Below are 23,769 nucleotides of genomic sequence, written 5' to 3' on the forward strand. Positions count from 1 at the left end.
GACGTTTTCGACCTGCTGCGCAGCCAGCGAGGTCGAAAACGTCCCGCACTATCCCGGCTTATGGCTTGCAGACGCGGCAGGTGGTGAGGCCGGGGGTGTCGCCGGCGGGGCGGAGGTCGTCGCGGTGGGCGATGAGGGCGCAGTCGCGGCGGTGGATGGTGGTGCCGTTGCCGGCGACGACGGGCAGGGCGGCGACGTCGACGCCGTTGTCGCTGATCGCCGCGGACCGGCTGGTGACGTCGGCCAGGACGAGCAGGGTGTCGGCGAGGCGCTTGGAGGACTCGCGGTTGTCCTCGGCGATGCGGGCCAGCCAGGCCCCGAAGTAGAGGAACCCGCCGCTGAAGGTGAGCGCGAGGCCGAGGAACCCGCCGGAGTAGGAGTAGGCCTCGCGGTCGAAGTCGAAGGCCGCGTTGGCCACGCCGTAGTAGCCGAGCAGGATCACGATGATGCCGGTGGGCATCAGGATCGCGCCGAGCCAGAACAGCACGACCTGCAGCAGCGAGGAGTAGTTGTTCTTCAGTGGCGCCGCCCCCGACCCGCCGCGCGATCCGGCACGCGGGAGGTCGGAGGGCAGGGCGCCGGTGCGGGCCCCGCTCGCGGGGGTGCTGGTCGTGGTGCTCATCGTGGTCAGGCCTTTCTCAGGTCGGGCAGGCCGCTGTCGAGGCCGTGGGGACAGGCGGCGCCGCCGCCGAGGGCGAGGGCGCCCATCTTGCGCATGTAGGAGCCCAGGACCGTCGCGAGCGCGAGACCCCCGAAGAGCAGGACACCGGGGATGGAGAACAGCTTGGGCAGGCCGGAGGTCAGCGCTGCGTCGACGGGCAGGGGGCCCGCGGTCGGTGCGACGTCGCTGCCCGGGGCCGCCGGCGTGCTCGAGGGAGGTACGCCGGCGCTCGAGCCGGTCGCGCCACCCGAGGTGTTGCCACCCGAGGCACCGTCACCCTCGCCCTCGTCGGTCTCCTCCTCGGGCTCCGGTGTCGGAGGCACGGGGATGTCGATGCCCTGGACGGTCTCGACGCCGCTCTCGGCGACACCGAGGTTGACCACGACCCGGGAGGCGAGGTTGGCCGCGGAGAGCAGAGCACTCTTGATCGGGCCCAGGTCGTCGGGCAGCTCGATGAAGATGTCGGAGAGCGGCAGCTGGGTCAGGACCAGGTTGAGGGTCTTGAGGTCGACCTCGACACTCATGCCCACGACCTTGCTGGTGGCCTTGCCGCCCTTGGCCTCGGTCTCCGGCTTGGGCAGCGTGATCGTCAGGCCCAGCTCCTCCAGCGCGGCGGCGACCTCGGCCGGTGTCTCGGGCGCACCCTGCGACTGGCCGGCGGCCTCGAACCCATCCGGACCGAAGCGGAACTTCTGCCCGGCGACGGTGATCACTCCGTAGGAGGCGCCGCCGTCGGCGTCACTGGTCTTGCCGTTGCTGGTCGAGACCGACCGAGCCTGGATCGAGCTGATCTGCACGACCCCGCCGAGCAGGCTGATGTCACTCAGGACGGCACGGTTGACGCTGCGCACCTGGGTGGGGTCGTCGACGATGCTGCTGGTCGAGGTGTAGCCACCGACGTCGACGAGGGCCGCGAGCTCCGCGGGGAACTGGCACGGCGTCTCCTCCTCGGCCGCAGCGGCCGAGCCACCCTGACCCGACGTCTGAGCGGACGCGCCCGACCCGCCGGTCAGCGCACTCGTGAGCCCGCCGGTGATCCCGGCGAGTCCCGGCAGACCGGGCAGCTCGGGCAGGCCCGGAAGTCCTGGCGCGCCACCACCCCCACCGTCGTCACCACCGCCGTCGTCGGGGTCCTGCGCCTGGCAGTCGGAGGAGTAGGCCATGTCGGCGTAGACCTTGCCGTCCGCCGCACCGGTCCGCTGCACGACGCCGGGGAAGGGCTCGTCGGAGGCGAAATCCTCGCCGGAGGGGAAGTTGGAGTTGACCTGGAAGGGATAGCCCTGGGCCGCGATCGGCCCGGAGATCTCCGGCGGGAGCCCGAGGTTCTCGAAGACGGTCTTGGCGCCCTCGCCCAGCGAGTCGCCGGGCCACAGGTAGCTCGCGCGACCGGCCGAGCTGGACGAGTCGGCCTCGACGCGGGAGTAGCCGAAGAGGAACTCCGCCTGCGGGGTCGAGGGGATCGGGATCGACGGCTCGTAGATCTCGATCTCGACCGGGGTGCCGACCGCCTCGCCGGAGAAGCCGCTGAACGCGGGCTCGCCCTCCTCCGCACTGGAGGGTGCGGGGGAAGCCACCGCGGACCCGCTCGTGATCGGCAGCATCGCGCCGACCAGAGCTGCGGCCGCGAGCGGAAGCACGTAGGCCCGCGCGCGGGTGTGGGACCGGGTGTGGGTGTGGTGTGACTGCCGCTTCATGCGGCACCTCCGAGGATGACGTCCTGCATGGTTTCCATGATTTCGTCGGGCTCACCGGTCGCGACGACGCGACCACCCGACATGACAGCCGCATAGTCCGAGACGCGCAACGCGGTCCTCGCGAACTGCTCGATGCACAGGATCGACACCCCGGAGGCGGCGATCTGCGCGACGGTGTCGTAGAGCTCGTCCACGATCAACGGCGCGAGCCCCATCGAGAGCTCGTCCAGCAACAGCAACGCCGGGTCCGAGGCCAACGCCCGCGACATCGCGAGCATCTGCTGCTCACCACCCGACATCGTCCCCGCCAGCTGGCCCCTGCGCTCCAACAACCGGGGGAAGTAGGAGAACGCGGTCTCCAGGACCGCCTCGGCCGGCACCCCGGCGTAGGACATCAGCGTGAGGTTCTCCTGCACCGTGAGGTTCGGGAACACCGAGCGTCCTTCGGGGACCGTGCACAACCCCAGCCGGGCCAGCTCCTCCGGTGAGGCGTTGCGGACGTTGACCCCGCCGAGGTGGATGTCACCGCCGGTGGCCTTCTTCTGCCCACAGATGACCTTCGTCAGCGTCGACTTCCCGGCACCGTTGGGACCCAGCAACGCCATCACCGCGCCCTTCGGGACCGCGAGGTTCACCCCGCGCAGGACCTCGATGCGCCCGTAGGCCGCGGTCAGGTCGATGACCTCCAGGATCGGGACACTCATGAGTGCGCTCCTACGACCGGCAGGACCGTCGTGTCATGGGTGCTGTCGTGCATGCCGGCCAGGGCAGCCGACTCGTCGGGGGCCTCGTCGGAGTAGCCGAGGTAGGCCTTCTGGACCTTGGGGTCGTTGCGGATCATCGCCGGGAGCCCGGAGGCGATCACGGACCCGAAGTCGAGGACGTGGATCTCGTCGCACACCGCCATCACGAGGTCCATGTCGTGCTCGACCATGAGGATCCCGCACCCGGACGCCGCGAGCTCCTTGAGCAGGTCACCGAACGCGTCGGTCTCCGACTCGTCCAGGCCGGACGACGGCTCGTCGAGGAGCAGCAGCTTCGGCTCCCCGGCCAGGCACCGTGCCAGCTCCAGCAGCCGCGCAGTCCCCGTGGGGATCGAGTCCGCCCGCTCACCGGCGTAGGCCGAGATCCCCACCCGCTCCAGCAGCGCGTCGATGTCGGCCGCACCGGGCTTGACCAGGCCCAGCAGGCCGCGGTGGATGTCGAGCGCCACCCGCACGTTCTCCCGCACGGTCAGGGACCCGAAGGCCTCCAGGCGCTGGAACGTGCGACCCATCCCCCGCTTCGAGCGGCGGTGGACCGGCATGTTCGTCACGGTCTTGCCGTCGAAGCGGACCTTGCCCCTTGTGGGCTTCTGCAGGCCGCTGATGACGTTGAAGCAGGTGGTCTTCCCTGCACCGTTGGGGCCGATCAGACCCGTGATGCGACCGGCCTCGGCCACGAAGCTCGCGTGGTTCACCGCGGTGACGCCACCGAACTGGACGACGACGTCATCAACCTCGAGCAGCGACATGAGCCCCCACCTCCTTCTCGTTGCCAGCTGGGACCGGTTCGTGCGTGAGCTGTGACAGGGGCACCTCGACGCTGCCGTCGCCGGGTGAGTCGCCGTCGGCGCGGCGGCGACCACGGCCGGGCAGGTCCGGCAGCCGCGACATCACCTGCGGCGCGACCCGGGACTCGATGAGGTGGCCACCGCGGAAGATCAGGTTGGCCAGGCCGTTGGGGTCCCGGCCCGCGAACACCGCACCGAAGCCGATCAGCGCGAAGAGCAGCCCACCGAGCTGCGGGTCCCCCGAGGACAGCACGGGGAGGAGCATCAGACCGGTCCCGCCGAGGACGGCGCCGGTGACGGAGGTGACCCCGAAGACGACCGCGAGGAGCAGCAGCGGCAGCGAGTTGAACGACTGGAAGTCCGCGGACCCGATCGTGCCCCGCAGACCGGCGAAGAGCGCCCCCGCCAGTCCCGCGATGCCGGCCGACATCCCGAAGAGCCCGACGCGGAACCACCGCATGTCCAGGCCCAGCGTGCCGCACGCGGCGGGGCTGTCGCGCATCGCGATCAGCATCCGCCCGAGCACCCCGCGGCGCAGGAGCAGCAGGCCCCACGCGACCAGGACCAGGAACACGCTCATCGCGAAGACGTAGCCCCCGGTGGAGGTGATCGCGTTGCCGAGGATCGAGAGACGCCCCGCCGGCAGGGTGCCGTTGAAGCCGAACGCGAAGTCGGCCTGGAAGATCATCTTGTCCATGATCGAGGCGAAGGCGAGCGTCGACAGCGCGAGGTAGAGCCCCGTGAGGCGCAGCACCGGCAGCGCGACCAGGCCGCCGACCGCGGCGGCGATCAGCGCCGAGAGCACCAGGCCGTAGAGGTTGGGCTGCTCGAGCTTGGCGTAGGCCAACGCCCCGACCCCGGCGAAGGTCAGCTGGGCCAGGGACACGTGCCCGCCGTAGCCGGTGAGCAGCACCAACGACAGCATCACGATCGCGTACGTCGCCGCCGTGCCGACCAGCAGCAGGTTGGCCTGCGACGACGACCCGGCGAGCAGACCGACGAAGGCGAGGAGGCCCAGGCCCCACCCGACAGCCTTGCCCAAGGACGGCAGCGGTGCGGACACGATGCCCTTGACCTGCCCGATCCGCAGCTGGGCCTGGGGAAGGATGATGATCACCGCGAAGAGGAACAGCGCCGGCACCACGTTGCGCACCGAGTTGAGCAGGCCCTCGGTGGGCAGGTAGGCAGAGGCGTAGGACGTCAGCAGGCCCAGGCCCATCGCGCCCACGAACGTGAGCGGCAGGCTCTTGAGCCGGCCCAGCATCGCGGCGGCGTAGGCGTTGATGACCAGCAACGTGAGTGCGTAGTAGTCCAGGCCCACCACCGACACGAGCAGCACCCCGCCCAGGCCGGCCAACGAGATCCCGATCGCCCACGACAGTGATGCGACCCGCTCGGGGCGGCCACCGAAGAGCTTCAGCAGCTCCGGGTTGTCCACGGACGCGCGCATCGCGGTGCCGATCCGGGTGCGGTTCAGCAGCACGTAGAGCAGCACCGCGACCACGATCGAGGACAGGATCGTGATCAGCTGGTGCGCGGTGACGAACGTGTCGCCCAGCTGGAAGCTCGTCTCGGGGAAGAACGGCGGGACGAAGCGTGCCTCTGGCGGCCAGATCTGCTGCGCCAGACCGATCAGGCCCACGAACAGGCCCACGGTGACGACCAACGATGACGACACCGGCGCCTCGCCCAGGCCCTTGGTCACGAACCGCGACACGAACCACCCCGCCGCCGGCGCCACCACGAGCAGCACCAGCACCAGGGAGAACCACAACGGCAGCCCCTGGCGCTCGGAGAAGTCCCAGAACACGAACGCCAGCACCATCCCGAAGGCGCCGTGGGCGATGTTGAACACCCGCGTCGTGGTGTAGGTCAGCACCAGGCCGGACGCGGCGATGGCATACGCCGCCCCGGACACCAGGCCGAAGATCGTGAACGAGATGAACGAGCTCATGGGTCAGCTCCCTAGGTTCGACATAGAGCCGCAGAGGAACTCGCCCGGGGACACCTTGGACCAGGTGCCACCGTCGAGCTGGATGACCGACGCACAGTTGGCCGTCGTCTTGGCACCCACGTCCTGCGGGACGTGCATCCCGTTGGCGGTCCAGTCACGGACCTCCGCGAGCGCGGCGAGGAGGGTCTTGCGGGTGAGCTTGCCGCCGAGCTTGGTGGCCTCCTCGACGAACAGGCGCGCCGCCGACCAGGCGTAGACGCCGTAGATGTTGGGCTCGGCGCCGGGCGAGACCTGGTCGAGCCACGCGCGGTAGAGCTTCATCTCGGCGATGGAGAAGTCGTCGAAGAGGTTGGTCTGTGAGTAGGCGTAGACCCCGTTGCCGAGCTCCCCGGCCTGCTCGACGTAGGCGGAGTCGTAGATGGTCGCGTCCTGGAGGAACACCTTCGGCGTGAAGCCCTGCTGGGCCATGGCCTGCTGCAGCTTGACGGTGAACTGGTAGGGCCCGATGTAGTTGACGAACTCGATGCCCGCGTCCTTCATCTGCTGGACGTAGGGCGCGTAGTTGAACTCGGAGACGTCGATGCCCTGGAAGATGTCGACGTTCCACCCGTTGGCCTCCCAGGCCTTGCGGAACGCGGAGGCGTTCTCGGGGGCGGCGCCGGCGTTGACGTAGAGCATCGCCACGTGCTCGACGGCGTCGGGCTCCTTCTTCACCCAGAACTGCGGCATCGCGTTGGGCACCTGGCCCGGGCGGACGCCGTAGGCGGCGTAGCAGGTCGTGCAGTTGGTGCGGTCGGTGCTGAGCGAGTAGGCCCTCAGGTCCGGCAGACCGCAGGCCTGGGCGGTGCCGGCGCCACCGAAGTCGAAGGCCGACTGCGAGCCGACGGCCGCGAAGGTCTCGTCGCAGGCCCGCTGGTAGGCCTGCTGGTCGGACCCCGCGTCGGCGCGGCTGTCGAGCGCGAGCACCTCCAGCTTGTGTCCGCACAGCTCCTCGGTGGAGTTGAAGTAGGCCGCGAACGCGCGGGTGCCCAGCTGAGCGGACTCGAAGATGCCCGGCACCGGGCCGGAGATGTCGCTGGCGTTGGCGATGGTGATGGTGTCGGCGGTGACGCCGGTCTGGTCGTTGTCGAAGCCTTCGCAGCTCCCGGCCTCGGTCGTGCCTGTGGGGGCGTTCTCGCCGGTGCCGGTGCTGTCGCCCTCGGTGTCGCCGCCCGCGTCACCGCCCGTCGACCCGGTGCCGCCCGTCGAGCCACCCGGCGTCGTCGCGCCCGGGTCCGTGCCGGGGACGTCGGGAGCTCCAGGATCCGCACCCGGCACGACCGCCCCGGGGACGGCTCCGTCGGCACCGGGGACCGTCCCGTCGACCGCGGTCGTGCCGCCGGCGGTGCGGACGTCACCCGGCTCGAGCTGGGACCCGCAGGCAGCCAGCGCGAGCGTCAGCGTCGCCACGGCGAGCAGACGTACGCCGGCGGTGCGGTCTCGGCTCGGACGAGCCATGGATCCTCCAGAGAGCTAGGTATCGATGAGAACGACCCAGCGGGCCGCAGGTGACGCGGGTCACCCCTGGGTGAGCCCGGTGCAGCTGTACTTGGTGCCGCCGACCGGCACCCACTTGCCGTCGCGCAGCTGGATGTAGCGCCAGCAGTCGCCGGTCTGCTTGGGGCCGACATCCTGGGGGGCGTGCAGGCCCTCGGAGGTCCAGTCGGCGGTCTTCTTGACCTCGGCCAGCAGGGTCTCGCGGCTGAGCTTGCCGCCGAGCCTGGTCGCGAGCTCCACGAAGAGCCGCGCCGCCGACCACGAGAAGACGCCGAAGAAGTCGGGGTTGGCGCCGGGCTTCACCTGGTTGAGGTAGCTGATGTAGTTGGTCATCTCGGGACTGGAGGCGGCCTCCTCGAACGGGACGAAGTTGGTGAAGATCACCGTGCCCTCCACCGCGTCGCCACCCGACGAGACGAAGTCCGGGTTGTAGTCGGTGGGGTCACGCAGGTAGAGCTTCGGCTCGTAGCCCTGCTGCTGCATCGCCTGACGCAGCCGCACCGACTGCTGGTAGGCGCCGGTCCAGAACACGACCTCGATCCCCTTGTCCTTCATCTGCTGGACGTAGGGGGCGTAGTTGAACTCCGAGATGTCGATGCCCTGGATGTAGTCGAAGGTCAGGCCGCGCTTGCCCCAGGCCGACGCCTGCTTGGTCGCGTTCTGCGAGGACGCACCGGCGTTGATGTAGAGGAAGGCCGCGTTGTCGGCCGAGTCCTTGTAGTTCTTGATCACGAAGTCCGCGACGCTGTTCTGCACCTCGCCGGTCTGGGTCGACTGGGCGCCGAAGCAGGTCGAGCAGGCGTTGCGTTCGTTGGTCACGGCGGCCGAGCGGATGTCGGGCAGCCCACAGGCCTGGGCGGTCGGGGCGCCGCCGGAGTCGAAGGCCGACATCGAGCCGATCATCGCGAAGACCTCGTCGCAGGCAGCCGTGTAGGCCTGCTGGTCCGCCGACGCGTCCGTGCGGCTGTCGTAGGTCTTGAGCACGAGCGATCGCCCGCAGATGCCGTCGGGGACCGTCGCGTTGAAGTAGGCGACGAAGGCCTTGGTGGCATCCGAGCTCGACTCGAAGAGCCCCGGCACCGGACCGGAGATGTCGGAGGAGTTGCCGATGGTGATGGTGTCGTCGGTGACGCCGGTCGTGTTCTTGAAGCCCTCGCAGGCGCCCTTCTCGGACGCGGCGACGGGCGGCTCCGTGGAGCCATCTCCGGGCGTCACCGTGCCGGAGCCCCCGGTGCTGCCGGTCCCGCCGGTCGTGCCGCCGGTGGTCCCGCCGGTGGTCCCGCCCGTGGTCCCCCCGGTCGTGCCGCCGGTGGTCCCTCCCGTGGTGCCCCCGGTCGTGGCACCCGGGACGGTGCCGTCGACCAGCGTGCCGTCGGCGGCCACGACCTGGCCGTTGGCGCCGGCGACCTCGGTGGGGTCGAGGTTGGAGCCGCACCCGGCGAGGAGCAACGACAGGCCGAGCACCCCCGAGACGAGGGCGGTAGGCGTTCGACGGACTGCAGGCACGCTGGAACAACTCCCCATGGTCGAAACTAGAACAAGTACTAGTTCAGTAACGACACCGTGCCGCAAAGGTGACGCGTGCCACAGCACTGGTCCAGTCGGTGGAACGTGTTCTAGTTCTACCGATCGGTTACTCGGGCGTGCCCGCCCGCCCGCGGGGAGGCGATCACGCCAGCAGGTCGCGCCCGATCACCATGCGCTGGATCTGGTTGGTGCCCTCGAAGATCTGGGTCACCTTCGCGTCGCGGAAGAGCCGCTCGACGGGGTAGTCGCGGGTGTAGCCGTTGCCGCCGAAGACCTGGATCGCGTCGGTGGTCACGCGCATGGCGACGTCGGAGGCGGTCAGCTTGGCGATGCTCGCCTGGCGGGAGAAGGGGCGCCCCGCGTCCTTGAGCCGGGCCGCGTGGAGGTACGTCGCACGAGCGCGCTCGACGTCGGCGCCCATGTCGGCCAGGAGGAACTGCATCCCTTGGAACTCCCCGATCGCCCGACCGAACTGGGTGCGCTCGCGCGCATAGACGACCGCATGGGCGAGCGCCGCCTGCGCGATGCCCGTGGCCACCGCAGCGATCCCGAGCCGCCCGGCATCGAGGGCGGACAACGCGACCTTCATGCCGGCCCCCTCCGCACCGATGCGTTGCTCCACCGGGATCCGCGCACCTTCGAACAGGACCTGGGTGGTCACGTCGCAGTGCAGCCCGAGCTTCTTCTCGGGGGCGCCGAAGGTCATGCCCGGCGTGTCCGCCGGCACGATGAAGGCGGAGAGGCCGCGCTTGGGATCCTCGCCGGTGCGCGCGAAGAGGATGTAGTAGTCGGCGCACGAGCCGTTGCTGATCCACTGCTTCGTGCCGGTCACGACGTAGTGGTCGCCCTCGCGGACGGCCTTGGTGCTGATCGCGCTGACGTCGGAGCCGGCCTGCGGCTCGGAGAGGCAGTAGGCCCCCAGCCAGTCTCCGGCCAGCATCCGCGGCAACCAGGTGGAGCGCTGCTCGTCGTCGGCGTTCATGTCGACCACCGAGGCCGTGAGCGAGTGGACGCTCGCGCCGACACCGACGCTGGGCCAGGCGGTCGCGATCTCCTCGATCACCTGGAGGTAGACCTCGTAGGGCTGCTCGCCACCACCGTGCTCCTCGGCGAAGGGAAGACTCAGCAGTCCCGACCTCCCGAGCAGCCGGTAGGCGTCGGCGGGGAACGTCGCCGCCTCCTCCATGGCATCGACCTGGGGGGCGAGCTCACGCTGGGCGATGTCGCGGGTGAGCTCGAGCAACGCCTCGGCGTCCTCGTCGGGCAGGAGACGGTCCACGGAGGTCGGCACAGCGTCAGTCTAGGCGCAGGCGTGTCACGCTGCGACGCCGTCGGAGCCCTGCGGTGTCACACCGAGGCGGCCACGCCCGGGACCGGGACCGGGACGAGGAGCATGGCCGAGGCCATGGCGATCAGGTCCTCGACGAACCGTGCGGTGTCGAGCTGGGGCCGCGAGCCGGGCGAGCCGGCACTGTCGAGACTGCGGACGCGGCGCGCGATCGAGCCCAGGACGAACGAGGTCATCTGGAGGATCCGGTGGTCCCGCACCTCCTCGTCCAGTCCGTCGACCGCCTCCAGCGCACGCTTCATGAGGACGGCGTAGACCTGGTAGCCGCCGGAGCGGACGAGAGCGGCCTTGACCTCCGGGGTGTAGGTCGCGGGGTCCTGCTCCGCGAGCTCGGCAACGATCTTGAGGTAGTTGCGACCGCCGACGCTGCTCTCGGCCACCTCGACACAGGTCCGGACGATGACCTCGATCACCGAGGTCACGTCGTCGTCGGGCTGCTGCATCGCCCGGGCGAGCAGCTCCCCCTGGCGGACCGCCATGAAGTCGGCGTGCTCGTCGAGGATCGCCGCGAGCAGCCCCTCGCGGGAGCGGAAGTGGTAGTGCACCGCACCCCGGTTGCGCTGGCCGGCCTGGCGCGTGATCTCGACCAGGGACGCAGCCTGGATGCCGTGGTCGGCGAACCCCTGCGCCGCGGCCTGGATCAGGCGCTGCCTCGTGGTGAGCATTCCCTCACTTTAGTCACCGCGTGGTTGCTAATTGGCTCCGGGTTAGCCGGATGCAACGCTGGCCCGGCAACCCCCCTAGGGGTCAGGCGCGGGCCCGTGCGATGGAGTAGAGCGCCACGGACGCCGCGACTCCTGCATTGAGGGACTCGAGGTTGTTGGCCATCGGGATCGACACCAGCTGGTCGCAGGTCTCGGTCACGAGGCGGGACAGCCCGTCGCCCTCGGAGCCGATGACGACCACGAGCGGGCCGTCGGCGAGGTCCAGGTCGGGCAGGGAGACCTCACCTTCGGCCGCAAGCCCGATGACCATGCAGCCGGCGTCCTGGAAGGCCTTGAGCTGGCGCACCAGGTTGACCGTCTGCGCCACCGGGATCCGGGCTGCCGCACCCGCGCTGCTCTTCCAGGCTGCGGCGGTCATGCCGGCGGCGCGCCGCTCGGGGATGACGACGCCGTGGGCACCGAACCCGGCTGCGCTGCGGATCACGGCCCCGAGGTTGCGCGGGTCGGTCACCGAGTCGAGCGCCACGATGAGCGGCGGCTCGTGGTTGGCCCGCGCCAGGTCCAGCAGGTCGTCGGGGTGCGCGTACTCGTAGGTCGGGATCCGCGCCGCGAGGCCCTGGTGGACCGCGGTCGACGTCATCCGGTCGAGCTCACCCTTGGAGACCTCGAGGATGTTGAGGCCCTTGTCGGCCACGATCTTGAAGACCTCGCGCAGCCGGCCGTCGCGCTCGGCGCCCTCGGCGACGTAGACGGCCGTCACCGGCACGTCCTCACGCAGTGCCTCGAGGACCGAGTTGCGCCCGGCGATCCACTCGGCGTCGGTGCTCTTGCGGCGGCGCTGGCTCTGCTGCGAGGCGGAACGCTGCGTCTTCTTCTCCGCCTTGTAGGCGGCGTGGTAGGGCCGTTCGTTGGCCTTGGGCGTCGGCCCCTTGCCCTCCAAACCGCGCTTGACCCGACCACCCGAGCCTGCGGTCGGCTTCTTGGTCGTCTTGCGGATGGCGCCCTTGCGGCTCGAGTTTCCCGGCATTGCTCAGCTTCCTGCTTCCAGCGACCACTGGGGTCCGTCGGAGGTGTCAGTGACCAGGATCCCGGCCGCCTTGATCTGGTCGCGGATGGCGTCCGCGCGCGCGAAGTCCTTGTCGGCGCGGGCCTGGGCCCGCTGCTCGAGCAGCCCGGCGACGAGGGCGTCGACCGCCGCCGTGAGCCTGGCGTCGTCTCCCCCGCGACCGCCCCAGGCAGGGTCGTCCGGGTGCAGGCCCAGCACCTCGAGCATGGCCAGCACCTCGGCCGCCTGGACCGAGGCGTCCTCGCCCGCGGCCAGCAGCCGGTTGCCCTCGCGCACCGCGTCGTAGAGCACGGCGACGGCGGCGGGGGTGCCCAGGTCGTCGTTCATCGCGTCGACGAAGGTTGCCGGCAGGGAGCCGGCCACCGCGTCGGGAGCGCGATCGAGGAAGTGCTCGATGCGGCGCAGGCCTGCCGCCGCCTCGTCGAGCGCCTCGAAGCTGAACTCGACGTGCGAGCGGTAGTGGGCCATGAGGAGGTAGAAGCGCAGCTCGATGCCGCGGTAGCGCTCCAGCACGGCCGGGATGGTCAGCGAGTTGCCCAGCGACTTGCTCATCTTCTCGCCGGCGGTGGTGATCCACGCGTTGTGCATCCAGTACGACGCGAAGGGTCGCCCGGCTGCCCGGGACTGGGCCTGCTCGTTCTCGTGGTGCGGGAAGCGCAGGTCGACGCCGCCGCCGTGGATGTCGAAGGCCGGGCCGAGGTACTTGCCGGCCATGGCGGAGCACTCGATGTGCCACCCGGGGCGACCCGGACCCCACGGCGAGGGCCAGGCGGCCGTCTCCGGCTCCGACTCCTTCTTCCAGCCCTTCCAGAGCGCGAAGTCGCGAGCGTCCCGCTTGCCACGGGGGTCAGCGTCGGTAGCGGCCTCCATGTCGTCGATCCCCTGCCGCGTCAGCTCGCCGTAGGCGGACCACGAGCGCACGTCGAAGTAGACGTCGCCCGAGCCGTCCGCGGCGGGGTAGGCGTGCCCGCGGGTGATCAGCTCGGTGATGAGCTCGACCATCTCGGGCACGTGCCCGGTGGCGCCCGGCTCGTAGGTCGGGGGCGCGACGTTGAGCGCGGCGTAGGCGCGGTCGAGCTCGCGGTGCATCTCGTAGGCGAGGTTGTACCAGGGCCGGCCCTGCTCGGCGGCCTTGGTGAGGATCTTGTCGTCGATGTCGGTGACGTTGCGGATGAAGGTCACCTCGAAGCCGAGGTGGCGCAGCCAGCGCTGCAGGACGTCGAAGTTGACGCCCGAGCGGACGTGACCGACGTGCGGCTCGGACTGCACGGTGAGCCCGCACAGGTAGAGACCCGCCTTCCCCTCCTCGAGGGGTGCGAAGTCACGGACCCCGCGGGTCGCCGTGTCATAGAGCCTGAACGTCACACCCTCCAGTCTAGGAGCGACCGGCCCCGGCGGCCGCATCGAGCAAGGCTGTGACGCATGGGACGGAAGTGACTTATCGTGGAGCGGTGCGCCCTTCCCCCGCCGCCCTGCTCCGCCCACTCCTGACCCTCGGCCTCGTGGGGGCGCTCGCCGCACCCTCAGCCCCGGCTGCTGCCGAGGAGCCCGCCGAGCGGGCACAGCGCGCCGCGGAGCCGCGGCGGATCGCCCACACCCAGTGGGAGTCGGGCACCGACTTCCGCACCGGGACGATGGCCGGCACCCTCTTCATCAAGGGCAGCCTCGGGGTCGTGAAGGCACCGAGCGCCCGGCGCACCTATGCCGGCAAGGCCTACGAGCTGGGTCGCTGGACCTCACCCTGGGTCGCCCCCCGCTTCGGGCTCACCGAGCTCATCGCCTCCTGGGAGGCCACGACCCCCGGCGACAGCTGGATCGAGGTCGAGGTGCGCGGCAAGGACGCCGCCGGCACGCTGTCGTCGTACGACGTGCTGGGGCGCTGGACGTCGGGTGACGGGTTCACCCGCCGCCAGACCGTCTCGGGCCAGACCGACGACCTCGGTGCGGTCAGCGTCGACACGTGGCGCAGCACCGCCGCCGGGGGGCTGACGTCGTGGCAGCTGCGGGTCTCGCTGATGCGGCGACCCGGCGCCCGCGCCGCCTCCCCCACGCTCGACGCCGTCGGCGCGATGGCCTCCCGGGTCCCGAGCGGCAGCGTCGCGACCTCCAAGCCGGGCGTGGCCCGCGGCATCGTGCTGGACGTGCCGCGCTACTCCCAGATGATCCATCAGGGCCACTACCCCCAGTGGGGCAACGGCGGAGAGGCCTGGTGCTCGCCGACGTCGACGTCGATGGTGCTCGGCTACTACGACGCGCCGCCCGACCCCGCGGCCTACACCTACGTGCCGCAGGGGCACGTCGACCCGTGGGTCGACCACGCCGCCCGCATGACCTACGACGCGGCCTACGAGGGCACGGGCAACTGGCCCTTCAACACCGCCTACGCCGCGCCGCTGGCCGGCAGTGCGTTCGTCACGCGGCTGCGCTCGCTGCGCGAGGCCGAGCAGCTGATCAAGGCCGGGATCCCGGTCATCGCCTCCATCGCCTTCGACCGGGGCCAGCTCTCCGGGGCACCGATCTCGGCCTCCGACGGCCACCTGCTGGTGATCGTCGGCTTCACCGAGACCGGCGACGTCGTGGTCAACGACCCCGCGGCCGCCAACCGCGCCGGGGTGCGGCGCACGTATGACCGCGGGCAGTTCGAGGACGTGTGGCTCCCGCGCTCGGGCGGCACCGCCTACGTCATCACCGACGACGCCCACCCGCTGCCCACCCCGGAGAAGTACACCAACTGGTAGGCAGCGGGCGCCCGCTCACAGCCAGCCGGCTCCGTCGACGATCAGCAGCACGCCGAAGACGACGAACGCCAACGAGGCGCCGATCTTGATCGCCCTCTCGGGCAGGTGCTTGCCGAGCACGGCGCCGACGCCGATCGCGAGGGCGTCGGCGGCGACCATGCCGACGGTGCTGCCGATCCACGTCCCGAGCCAGCCCTCCTGGGTGGCCAGGGTGATGGTGGCCAGCATGGTCTTGTCGCCCAGCTCGGCGAGGAAGAACGCCACGCCGACGACCAGGATCGCCGCACCGGCACTGGTGCGGGCCTTGTCGGCCTCGTCCTCGGTGAGCTCGTCGCCGCGCAGGGTCCAGGCGGCGAAGAAGAGGAACGCGATGCCGGCGATCACCGAGATCGTGCCCTGGCTGTCCTCGAACTGGTCGCCGATCAGGGCGCCGATCGCGACCGAGGCCAGGTGCACGATCGCGGTCGCGACCGTGATCGCGATGAGCACGTCGCGGGCGCGGTAGCGCGCGGCGAAGGTCATCGCCATGAGCTGGCTCTTGTCGCCGAGCTCGGCGACGAAGATGACGGCGGTGCTGATGAGGAAGGCACTCATGTGAAGGGGGTCCTGTCCGCCCGGACGAGACCTGCCGGGGTGACGGGCCTTCGACCAGGCACGTCCGTTGATGGGTCGTGAATCTGGTCGAAAGTCTCGTCCGCCACTCGCGTGGCCTGCCGCACCGGACCCGGAGGTCAGTGTGTCGATACGACTGTTGGGGACTACTCCCTTTCGGTGGCACCAGGCTAGCCCGCGGGCCGCCCGGTGGACCAATCAGACGCCGTAGCCGCCGTCGACGTCGAGCTTCTGGCCGCTGATGAAGCCCGCACGGTCGGAGGCCAAGAAGCACACGGCCTCGGCGATGTCGGTCGCGTCGCCGAAGCGGCGCAACGGGATGTTGCGACGGGTGACGGCGAGCGCGGCGTCGTCGAGCTCGCCGGAGCTGATCAGCCGCTCGGCCATGCCGTCGGTGAGCATGCCGGGACCGACGCAGTTGACGCGCACCCCGAAGCGTCCCTCCTCGGCGGCGAGGCCGCGGGCGATCGCCTCGACCGCCGCCTTGGGAGCGGCGGACAGCCCGTCACGGACCGGGAAGCGGCTGGTCGCGGCGGTCGTCACCGCGACGATCGACCCGGCGCTGTCCCGCAGGTGGACCAGGGCCGGCTGGGCGACGGAGAAGAAGCCGGCCGCGTCGGCCGCGAGCTGGGCGGTCATGGCCCCGGGCTCGACGGCGGAGAGGTGCCGCATCGGGACGTGCGGCCCCGCGGCGTAGACCAGCGTGTGCAGGCCACCGAGGTCGGCGACCGCCTGCTCGACGACGGCCGCACCGGCGGCGTCGTCCCCCAGGTCCAGCGCGTACGCCGGGTGGTCGCCGTCCGGGCGCCGCGTGCGGTAGGTGACGGCCACCGCCGACCCCCGATCGGCCAGCATCGCGGCGATCGCCGCGCCGAGGCCGCCGCTGCCCCCGACGACCAGGGCGCCGCCGGAGCGCCCGGCGAAGTCGCCCACGACCTCGCTCGCGACCCCACTCACGACGACGCGGTGAAGTCGATGGTGTGCCAGCCGGTGGCGCCGTCGGGCAGCACGTCGGCGAGCGCCCCGGTCTGCACGAGGCCGGACTTGTCGGTGGCCCGCACGCGGACGGTGTGGTCACCGGGCTCGACGTCGACGACCGCGCGCCACTGCACCCAGGTGTCGTCGGTGCCGGGGCTGGAGATCTCGCCCGGGAGCCACTCGCCGCCGTCGACGGCGACCTCGATGCCGGCGATACCGGTGTGCTGCGCCCAGGCGGTCCCGCCGAAGGTCACCTCACCGGCGTCGACCTGGTCCCCCGATCCCGGCACCTCGACGCGCGAGGACATCTTGATCGGGCCGAGCTCGCCCCAGCCCTTGGTGGTCCAGTAGGCGTCGAAGTCGGAGAACTTCGTGACCTCCATGTCGACGACCCACTTGGTCGCCGAGACGTAGCCGTAGAGCCCCGGCACGATCGTGCGGACCGGGAAGCCGTGCTCGATCGGCAGCGGCTTGCCGTTCATCGCCACCGCCAGCATCGCGTCGCGGTCGTCGGTGAGCGCCTCGATCGGGGTGCCGCAGGTCCAGCCGTCCTCGGAGGTCTGGAGCACCGCGTCGGCCTCGGGGTCGACGCCGGCCTCGGCGAGGATGCTGGCGAGCCGGACGCCGCTCCACCAGGCGTTGCCGATCAGGGGTCCGCCCACCGGGTTGGACACGCAGCAGATGGTGATCCAGGACTCGTCGATCTGTCGGGCCATCAGCTCGTCGTAGGTCAGCACGATCTCGCGCTCCACCATGCCGTGGATGCGGATCGACCAGTCCTTGGGGTCGATGGCGGGCTTCACGAAGGCGGTGTCGATCAGGTAGAAGTCGTCGGCCGGGGTCATCCACGGGGCGATCCCGTCGACGTCGACGAGGGCGCCGCGGGGCACGTCCGGCTCGGTGATGCCGTTGAGGCGCAGCAGCCGACGGGTCTCCTCGACCCGACGTCGACCGGCTCCCAGGAAGCGACCGCCCAGGCTCAGGACGCCGACCGCACCGGCGACGATGCCGGCGCGCAGCACGAAGCCGCGCCGGGTCTGACCGCTGCCCTCGAGGGTGCTGGGAGCAGGCTCGTCGGAGGCCTCGGCGTAGCGGTCGGCCGAGCGCAGCGGGTCGGTCAGCATCGACAGCGCGACCATCCACGTGACGAAGCCCAGCGCGACCGGGAACACATCGGTCGTCGTGGAGGCGGCCGGCGCCAGCACCGCGACCCCACCGACGACGGCCAGCAGCAGGTAGACCAGGGCGGGCACCCACCACGAGCGACGGGCGAGGACCCCGACGTAGGCGAAGAGGCCCGAGACGACGACGAGGATGACCGCGACCAGGATCGGCTTGTCGTTGGTGCCCAGCGTCTGGATGCCCTGCTCGACGGCTGCGCCGGGCGCCAGACGGACGATGCCCTCGGCGATCGCCACCACCGGTGACTCGCGGATCGAGAGGGCAGCGGCCAGGAAATAGCTGGTCGCCAGACCGGCCAGGCCGGCGAGGAGCCCGGCCAGGGCCCAGGCGGAACGCGTCGTCTTCACGCGCTCCAGTGTGGCTCAGGCATGATCAGCACGTGAACCAACAGTCCTTACGGATTGGTGTCGGCACCGACGTGCACCGTCTCGTCGCCGGCACCCCCCTCCACCTCGCCGGGCTGCACTGGCCCGACGAGCCGGCTGGTCTCGAGGGGCACTCCGACGCCGACGTCGCCGCGCACGCGGCGTGCGACGCGCTCTTCTCCGCCGCCGGCCTCGGCGACCTCGGCTCGCACTTCGGCACCGCCGAGCCGCAGTGGGCCGGGGCCTCGGGCGCGGCCCTGCTGGGCGAGACCGCCCGCCGGCTGCGCGCGGCCGGCTTCGAGATCGTCAACGTGGCCGTGCAGGTCATCGGCAACCGACCCAAGGTCGGCCCGCGCCGGGCGGAGGCGGAGGCGGCCCTGACCGCCGCCGTGGGCGCTCCTGTCTCCGTCTCGGCCACCACCACCGACGGCCTCGGTCTCACCGGCCGGGGCGAGGGGGTCGCCGCCATCGCGACCGCCCTCGTCCTCGCCCCGACCTGACCCGCCTCAGCCGACCCCGGCGAAGGTGTCGAGCGAGCCCTGGAGGATCGGCGACCACGCCGGGATCGAGGCGTCGAACTCCTCCGGCGGCGTGTGCTCGATGGCGATCATCAGCACCGCCCCGTCCTGGCGCACGGCGGCGAAGATCTTGCCGTAGAGCGGGAACGTGCTCTGCGAGTCGACCCACAGTGCCTGGTAGTCGATCGACGCCAGCGAGACGATCGCGCCGTAGGCCTGCTGCGGCACCGTGTCATAGGTCTCCAGCTGCGTGTAGCTGTCGCCCCCGGTGAAGTAGGACAGGTTGGCCTGCAGCACGTTGCCGGCCTCCACCGAGGGGTCCTCGACGCCGGTCAGGCCGTAGACCCAGCTGTTCTGCCCGTTGCTCAGCCCGATGTCGTCGGCGCCCTGGGCGTCGATCTGCCAGTCCGGCGGCACGATCACCTGGACGCCGTTGGACCCGATCACCACCCCGTTGCCACTGGGCGCCGGAGGAGCGGGCGGAGGCTCGGTCGGGGCGGGCTCGGTCGGGGCGGGCTCGGTGGGCGTGGGCTCCGGCGAGGTCGACCCGTCGGGCTGCGGCGGCGCGGAGCCGACCGGCTCCGGGTCGAGGATGCCCGACCCGTTGCCGCCGGGGGTCACCTCGGCCGAGCTCGGCCGCTCGTCGTCGCCGCCACCGAGCACGAGGGCACCGATCCCACCGATCGCGCCGACCGCGACGACGCCGGCCACGATCAGCCCGATCGTCTTGCCCTTGCTGGAGCTGTGGTTGCTGCCCGCCGGTGGACCGGTCTGCTGCCACGGGGCCGCCGGAGGTGGTCCACCGGCGTAGGCCTGTCCGGGCTGGGGCGGGTAGCCCTGCTGCGGGGGGTAGCCGGGCTGGGGTGGGGCGTAGCCGGGCTGAGGAGGCGCGTAGCCCTGCTGCGGTGCGGCATAGCCGGGCTGGGGCGGGTAGCCCTGCTGGGGATAGGCCGGTGGCTGCTGCTGGCCGGGCTGCTGCTGGGGCACCATCTGCGTCGCGGGCGCCGGCTGCTGTCCCGGCTGCTGTCCCGGCTGCTGGGGGGTGACCGGGGGCTGGGTCGGGTCGCTCATGCCACGCCTCCCGTCGTGCCGGAGCCGGCATCGGCGCCGGCATCGGGAGCCGGTGCGCCGTAGGGCGGGCTCCCGTCGGCGGGCGCGGCCTGCGTGGTCATGACCTTGCGGGCCTGCCGCGAGGTGGAGCGGACCGAGGTGCCGCACACGATGCAGAAGTGGGAGCCCGTCAGCAGCATGTTCTCGCACTCGGGGCAGAAGGTCTCCACGAAGGTCTCGCGCGAGGAGACGTCGGACTTGGCGGCGGCCTCGACGGCGGCCTCGAGCAGCGCGGCCTGCATCATCACGCGGATCCGGATGACCAGGACCCCGAGGATGACGAAGCCCCAGACCAGACCGAGCGCCTGACCGAAGGGCAGGTAGGACGTCAGCCGCACGCCGACCCAGTAGAGGACGTTGACGCCGGCGGCGAGCGCGAAGTTCTTGGCGTAGTAGGCGGTGAACCCGTCGTAGCCCTCGCCCTTGCCGGAGAACGCGGCGACCGCGATGCCCGTGGCGGTGCCGTAGATCAGGGACTTGACGACCATCAGGTTGACTACGACCACGATCCAGGTCGCGAGGCCCTGCTCGGTGCGGAACTGGCCGCTGGTGAAGACCGCCTGGTAGAGCACGATCGTCTCGAACGCGGCGTACGCCGTCCCGGCGGCGACGCCGAAGGTCAGCCCGTCGATCATGTCGTCGAACTGCGGGAGCCGCGCGAGGAAGACCGCCGGCAGGTTCTTGACGACCTCGGCGACGACGGGCAGCAGCACCGCGAAGATCAGCAGCGCAGGGATCGACAGCCCGTCGATCCCCCCACGCGCCGCGAAACTGGCGAACTCGGTGTCGAAGACCCACTGGAAGAACACCAATGACACCAGGGCCGCGAGGATCCCCGTGACGAGGAAGAGCCCGATCACGACCGGCGCGGGCGCGTCCTCCCAGAGGTTCACGTCGTAGATGTAGACCAGGTAGGAGATCGGGATCAGGAACGCCGCGGCGGCGATGGCGATGGGCAGCAGGCCCAGGCCCGTGGCGGCGACGATGAGGACCGCGGAGATGATCATCGCCCAGCGATAGCTGTCAGCCGTCTCACGGTTGGTGTGCGGCATGATCGTGGAGATCAGCGCGAACTGGTTGACCCCCTCGGACGACTGCACCGCATAGGTGCGCTGCGCCGTGGCGTTGGCGTGCTGCGACGTCCCGCACCGGTAGCAGAACGCCGCCACGTCCGGGTTGTCGGAGGAACAGGTGGGGCACGACACGATGAGGACCTCCTCGTGGACCGGATGTCGGAGCGCCGACGCGCGCATGATGACACCGAACCCACCCGTCCGCGCCAGGTTTGTCGGCAAATCCCCCGACGGCGTGGCGGGCCATTGACAGCGCCGACGGCCCCGCCCACACTCTCGCCACCATGTCGCGACTCCGGTTGTCTCCCTTCCGCGCAGGCGAGCGTCGTCCCGCGCGCTGGGCGTCGCGCGTCGTTCCGCTGGTCTGTACCAGTGCGCTGCTCCTGACCGCCTGTCAGTCAGACCCGCCCCTGTCCGCCGACGGTGCCGCCGTGCAGGTGCTGGTGGTCTCCGACGTCTGGCTCCAGGGCGCAGACGCCGACCGCGACGCGAGCCAGTCGCGCATCGCCGCGCTGCGGGCCGGGGTCCAGGACCTGCGCGACTCCACCGGCTCCGGGTGGGTCGGCCGCCAGGACGACGTGACCGGCTTCCTCACCGAGCTGTCGGGCGGTCGCTACGTCGCCGAGGGTGACGAGGACCCGGCTGAGGCCTTCGTCGACGCGACCGCCCTGGACCTCTTCGGCGTCGCCCCCGAGCAGCTGACCCTCGGACCGCCCTCGGCCCCGACGGTGACCGGGAGCGCGACCCTGCGCGCCGAGCAGCAGATCGACGGGGTGCCCGTGCTCGACGGCGAGCTGGTGCTGACGATCGGTCAGGCCGCCGAGGACCCCAGCCTGACCGCGGTCCGCGGCCGGGTCTTCCCCGAGCTGACCACGCCCACCACGCCGGAGGTCACGGCGGCACGGGCCTCGCGCATCGCCGCACGCCTCTCCGGAGGCTCGTCCCAGGGCACGGCGGAGCTCGTCGTCGTCCCGACCGGCACCGGCCGGCTGGCGTGGCGGGTCTACGTCGCCGGCACCGCCACCGTCGAGGGTGGGAGCACCCTCGCTGACGGTGCCTACCTCATCGACGCCGCCACCGGGGAGCTCGACAGCGTGCGGCCCGCCTCCGCGGAGGGCAAGCTCCTCACGCCGGCGGCCGGAGCCATCGCCGACTACCTCGGGCGGGCCCGCACCGTCCGACCCCTGCCCGCCTCCGGGCTCCTCGACCCCACCGCCGCGGACGCGGTCGAGGTCAGCGGCGACGACCCGACCGGCCGAGGCCCGCTCAGCGCGACCGGTGTGCGACTCGACGACGGCACGATCGCGCTGTGGGACACCACCGTGCCGACGTACGACGCCGCGACGACCGAGGGCGGCATCGAGACCTACGACGTGGCCGGTGGCGGCGACGCCGACCTGCCCGGGCGGCTGGTCACCAGCCCCGGTGCCCGGATCGCGGACCCCGAGGCCATCGGCGCGCATGCCGCGGCGCGGACCGTCTACGACTACTACGCCGCCCTGGGCCGCGCCTCGTGGGACGGCCTGGGCGGCACCCTCGTCTCGTCGGTCAACTACGGCGAGTCCGACTTCTGCAACGCGTTCTTCAGCTCGGGCCTGCAGCCCCCGCAGATCGTCTACGGCGAGCCCTGCCAGCCGGGTGCCGAGCTCCTCGACACCACCGAGGTCGACATCGACATCGCCGGCCACGAGATCACCCACGGCGTCATCGACACCTCCGCCAACCTGACCTACTCCGGTCAGTCGGGAGCCCTCAACGAGGCGTTCGCCGACTACTTCGGCAACGTCATCGGCAACGCCGCCACGGGCGACGACGGGGCGTCGCTCTTCGAGGGGGGCTGCTCGGCCGTCCCGGCCGACACCGTCTACTGCTCCACCGACCCCGAGGGCCGCCTCTCCCAGCGCTACCTGCTCAACGGGACGTCCTTCGACGACTACCTGCGCGTCCTCGACCTCGGCTACCGCTTCCTGCTCCTGCAGATCGACCAGGACTACGGCGGCGTGCACTCCAACTCCGCCATCTGGAACAACGCGCTCTGGTCGATCCGCTCGCGGCTGGCCCAGATCGACGGGGTCAGCGGCAACGAGTCGCCGCTCGCGCAGGACTTCGACAAGATCGTCTACGCCGCGCTCACGACGCAGCTCGGTCCCACGTCGGGCTTCTTCGACGCCCGCGAGGCCGTGGAGCAGACGATCACCGACGCCGGTGCCGACCCGGTGGTGCTGCGCACCGCCCGCGAGATCTTCGACCAGCTCAACATCTGCGCCGGCTGCTCGGACCTCGGGAGCATCCCCGGCACGCCGGTCACCGGTGCCTCCCAGACGCAGCAGTCGCCCACCGTCTCCGGCGACCAGATCGCGTGGCTCGACCTGAGCGCCGCCGACCGCTTCTTCGGGGTCGCCTCCTCGGCCAGGGTCGGTGCGACCCCCTCGGCCGTCGGCGGGGCCCGCGACACGATCCAGGTGGCCTACGCCGGTGACGCCCTGGTCACCCTCGACGCCCGGGGGGTGGTGACGCGCTTCGGCGACGGCGGCTCGGAGGCGCTGGCGAGCGTGCAGGCCGACGCGGCCGTCGCGGCCGGGCTGGCGGGCTCCGACACCGGTGCGGCCTGGGTCTCGGCCGCCGAGGGCCTCGTCTACTACGTCGACGCCGCCGGATCCCTGACCAGCACCTCCTTGCCGGCCGGGAGCTCCTCGGTCGTGGGCCTCGGCACGGGCGACGGCACGGTCGCGATCGGCACCGACCCCGGCTCCGTGCTGCTGTGGACACCGGGACAGGGCGAGCCCCGCGAGCTGGGCTCCATGCCCGGCGCCGTCGTGTCGGTGGCGGCCCACGGCGACCGCGTCGTCGCCGTCGACCTCGACGGCAACGCCGCGCTCTTCGACGCTGCCGGCAACCGGACCGAGCTCAGCTCGTCGGCCTCGCCGTTCGGCGCGGCCGCCAACGAGGACTACGCGATCTGGGCGGAGGCGGTCGCACCGCTGCGGGCGGCGGTCGTCGGGGGCGAGTCCCGCTACCCCGACACCGACCTGTTCCTCTACTCCTTCGCGACGGGGACGATCTACGCCCTGATGACCCAGACCGGTCAGCAGGGCTTCCCGGCCGTCTCGGGTGACCGGATCGTCTGGCAGGACGCCGCCTTCGGGGGCGACGACATCCTGACCGCCACCATCCCCTCCGGCCTCTGAGT

General features: G+C 71.2%; 19 protein-coding genes. 3 read left to right on the forward strand and 16 right to left on the reverse strand.

The annotated features are described in order from the left end of the window. Nucleotides 1-58: 58 nt before the first annotated feature. The 11 genes from AAG827_RS05060 to cysS all read right to left on the reverse strand — a co-directional run bounded on the left by AAG827_RS05060 (nt 59) and on the right by cysS (nt 13,368). Nucleotides 59-622 carry a hypothetical protein gene (locus AAG827_RS05060; RefSeq protein ID WP_341924751.1) on the reverse strand — a complete coding sequence of 188 codons (564 nt, stop codon included), beginning with the start codon at nt 620-622 and terminating at the stop codon, nt 59-61. A gap of 5 nt (nt 623-627) precedes the next feature. Continuing rightward, a complete protein-coding gene (locus AAG827_RS05065) occupies nt 628-2,355 on the reverse strand; it encodes a hypothetical protein (RefSeq protein ID WP_341924752.1) in 1,728 nt (575 codons plus the stop codon). Continuing rightward, nucleotides 2,352-3,059, reverse strand: coding sequence for an ABC transporter ATP-binding protein (locus AAG827_RS05070; RefSeq protein ID WP_341924753.1), 708 nt, complete (start codon nt 3,057-3,059; stop codon nt 2,352-2,354). Before AAG827_RS05070 ends, AAG827_RS05065 begins: the two co-directional genes overlap by 4 nt. Further along, complete coding sequence (locus AAG827_RS05075; protein ID WP_341924754.1) at nt 3,056-3,868, reverse strand: ABC transporter ATP-binding protein; 813 nt, start codon at nt 3,866-3,868, stop codon at nt 3,056-3,058. The genes AAG827_RS05070 and AAG827_RS05075 overlap by 4 nt, the downstream gene beginning before the upstream one ends. Next, nucleotides 3,849-5,861, reverse strand: coding sequence for an ABC transporter permease (locus AAG827_RS05080; RefSeq protein WP_341924755.1), 2,013 nt, complete (start codon nt 5,859-5,861; stop codon nt 3,849-3,851). The genes AAG827_RS05075 and AAG827_RS05080 overlap by 20 nt, the downstream gene beginning before the upstream one ends. 3 nt (nt 5,862-5,864) lie before the next feature. Beyond that, nucleotides 5,865-7,358, reverse strand: coding sequence for an ABC transporter substrate-binding protein (locus AAG827_RS05085; RefSeq protein WP_341924756.1), 1,494 nt, complete (start codon nt 7,356-7,358; stop codon nt 5,865-5,867). 60 nt (nt 7,359-7,418) lie between these two features. Next, entirely contained in the window at nt 7,419-8,903 is a 1,485-nt protein-coding gene (locus AAG827_RS05090; RefSeq protein WP_341924757.1) for an ABC transporter substrate-binding protein, read from the reverse strand. A gap of 163 nt (nt 8,904-9,066) precedes the next feature. After that, complete coding sequence (locus AAG827_RS05095; RefSeq protein ID WP_341924758.1) at nt 9,067-10,215, reverse strand: acyl-CoA dehydrogenase family protein; 1,149 nt, start codon at nt 10,213-10,215, stop codon at nt 9,067-9,069. 56 nt (nt 10,216-10,271) lie between these two features. After that, nucleotides 10,272-10,937: a TetR family transcriptional regulator gene (locus tag AAG827_RS05100; protein ID WP_341924759.1), complete on the reverse strand. Its 666-nt coding sequence runs from the start codon at nt 10,935-10,937 to the stop codon at nt 10,272-10,274. A gap of 82 nt (nt 10,938-11,019) precedes the next feature. Next, nucleotides 11,020-11,964: a 23S rRNA (guanosine(2251)-2'-O)-methyltransferase RlmB gene (gene rlmB / locus AAG827_RS05105; RefSeq protein WP_341924760.1), complete on the reverse strand. Its 945-nt coding sequence runs from the start codon at nt 11,962-11,964 to the stop codon at nt 11,020-11,022. A 3-nt stretch (nt 11,965-11,967) separates the two neighbouring features. Beyond that, entirely contained in the window at nt 11,968-13,368 is a 1,401-nt protein-coding gene (cysS, locus tag AAG827_RS05110) for a cysteine--tRNA ligase (protein ID WP_341924761.1), read from the reverse strand. Nucleotides 13,369-13,454: 86 nt separating this feature from the next. Between cysS and AAG827_RS05115 the strand changes: the two genes are divergently transcribed. Beyond that, on the forward strand, nt 13,455-14,741 hold the full coding sequence (locus tag AAG827_RS05115) for a C39 family peptidase (RefSeq protein ID WP_341924762.1): 1,287 nt from the start codon (nt 13,455-13,457) through the stop codon (nt 14,739-14,741). 15 nt (nt 14,742-14,756) lie between these two features. Here AAG827_RS05115 and AAG827_RS05120 read toward each other — a convergent pair whose 3' ends face one another. The 3 genes from AAG827_RS05120 to AAG827_RS05130 form a co-directional block, all read right to left on the reverse strand. Next, a complete protein-coding gene (locus AAG827_RS05120) occupies nt 14,757-15,335 on the reverse strand; it encodes a TMEM165/GDT1 family protein (RefSeq protein WP_341924763.1) in 579 nt (192 codons plus the stop codon). A gap of 216 nt (nt 15,336-15,551) precedes the next feature. Further along, on the reverse strand, nt 15,552-16,310 hold the full coding sequence (locus AAG827_RS05125; RefSeq protein WP_341924764.1) for an SDR family oxidoreductase: 759 nt from the start codon (nt 16,308-16,310) through the stop codon (nt 15,552-15,554). Beyond that, the gene (locus AAG827_RS05130; protein ID WP_341924765.1) at nt 16,307-17,860 is read right to left on the reverse strand and encodes a molybdopterin-dependent oxidoreductase; all 1,554 of its coding nucleotides are present in this window, start codon (nt 17,858-17,860) and stop codon (nt 16,307-16,309) included. The genes AAG827_RS05125 and AAG827_RS05130 overlap by 4 nt, the downstream gene beginning before the upstream one ends. A 32-nt stretch (nt 17,861-17,892) precedes the next feature. On the opposite strand from AAG827_RS05130, the gene ispF reads away from it, so the two are divergent. Further along, nucleotides 17,893-18,378: a 2-C-methyl-D-erythritol 2,4-cyclodiphosphate synthase gene (gene ispF / locus AAG827_RS05135; RefSeq protein WP_341924766.1), complete on the forward strand. Its 486-nt coding sequence runs from the start codon at nt 17,893-17,895 to the stop codon at nt 18,376-18,378. Between the two features lie 6 nt (nt 18,379-18,384). Here the strand turns inward: ispF and AAG827_RS05140 are convergent, their stop codons facing one another. After that, nucleotides 18,385-19,467, reverse strand: a complete 1,083-nt coding sequence (locus tag AAG827_RS05140) for a hypothetical protein (RefSeq protein ID WP_341924767.1) — start codon at nt 19,465-19,467, stop codon at nt 18,385-18,387. Further along, entirely contained in the window at nt 19,464-20,759 is a 1,296-nt protein-coding gene (locus AAG827_RS05145) for a PrsW family glutamic-type intramembrane protease (RefSeq protein ID WP_341924768.1), read from the reverse strand. The genes AAG827_RS05140 and AAG827_RS05145 overlap by 4 nt, the downstream gene beginning before the upstream one ends. A gap of 251 nt (nt 20,760-21,010) precedes the next feature. Between AAG827_RS05145 and AAG827_RS05150 the strand changes: the two genes are divergently transcribed. Next, nucleotides 21,011-23,767, forward strand: a complete 2,757-nt coding sequence (locus AAG827_RS05150) for a M4 family metallopeptidase (protein ID WP_341924769.1) — start codon at nt 21,011-21,013, stop codon at nt 23,765-23,767. The last annotated feature ends 2 nt before the right edge of the window (nt 23,768-23,769 follow it).

This window comes from Nocardioides psychrotolerans (assembly GCF_943371775.1).
GTDB classification, from domain to species: domain Bacteria; phylum Actinomycetota; class Actinomycetes; order Propionibacteriales; family Nocardioidaceae; genus Nocardioides; species Nocardioides psychrotolerans_A.

Coding starts and splice junctions, on each gene's coding strand:
- AAG827_RS05060 (WP_341924751.1), bottom strand. CDS start 622: ATGAGCACCACGACCAGCACCCCCGCGAGCGGGGCCCGCACCGGCGCC.
- AAG827_RS05065 (WP_341924752.1), bottom strand. CDS start 2,355: ATGAAGCGGCAGTCACACCACACCCACACCCGGTCCCACACCCGCGCG.
- AAG827_RS05070 (WP_341924753.1), bottom strand. CDS start 3,059: ATGAGTGTCCCGATCCTGGAGGTCATCGACCTGACCGCGGCCTACGGG.
- AAG827_RS05075 (WP_341924754.1), bottom strand. CDS start 3,868: ATGTCGCTGCTCGAGGTTGATGACGTCGTCGTCCAGTTCGGTGGCGTC.
- AAG827_RS05080 (WP_341924755.1), bottom strand. CDS start 5,861: ATGAGCTCGTTCATCTCGTTCACGATCTTCGGCCTGGTGTCCGGGGCG.
- AAG827_RS05085 (WP_341924756.1), bottom strand. CDS start 7,358: ATGGCTCGTCCGAGCCGAGACCGCACCGCCGGCGTACGTCTGCTCGCC.
- AAG827_RS05100 (WP_341924759.1), bottom strand. CDS start 10,937: ATGCTCACCACGAGGCAGCGCCTGATCCAGGCCGCGGCGCAGGGGTTC.
- rlmB (WP_341924760.1), bottom strand. CDS start 11,964: ATGCCGGGAAACTCGAGCCGCAAGGGCGCCATCCGCAAGACGACCAAG.
- AAG827_RS05120 (WP_341924763.1), bottom strand. CDS start 15,335: ATGAGTGCCTTCCTCATCAGCACCGCCGTCATCTTCGTCGCCGAGCTC.
- AAG827_RS05140 (WP_341924767.1), bottom strand. CDS start 19,467: ATGAGCGACCCGACCCAGCCCCCGGTCACCCCCCAGCAGCCGGGACAG.
- AAG827_RS05145 (WP_341924768.1), bottom strand. CDS start 20,759: ATGCGCGCGTCGGCGCTCCGACATCCGGTCCACGAGGAGGTCCTCATC.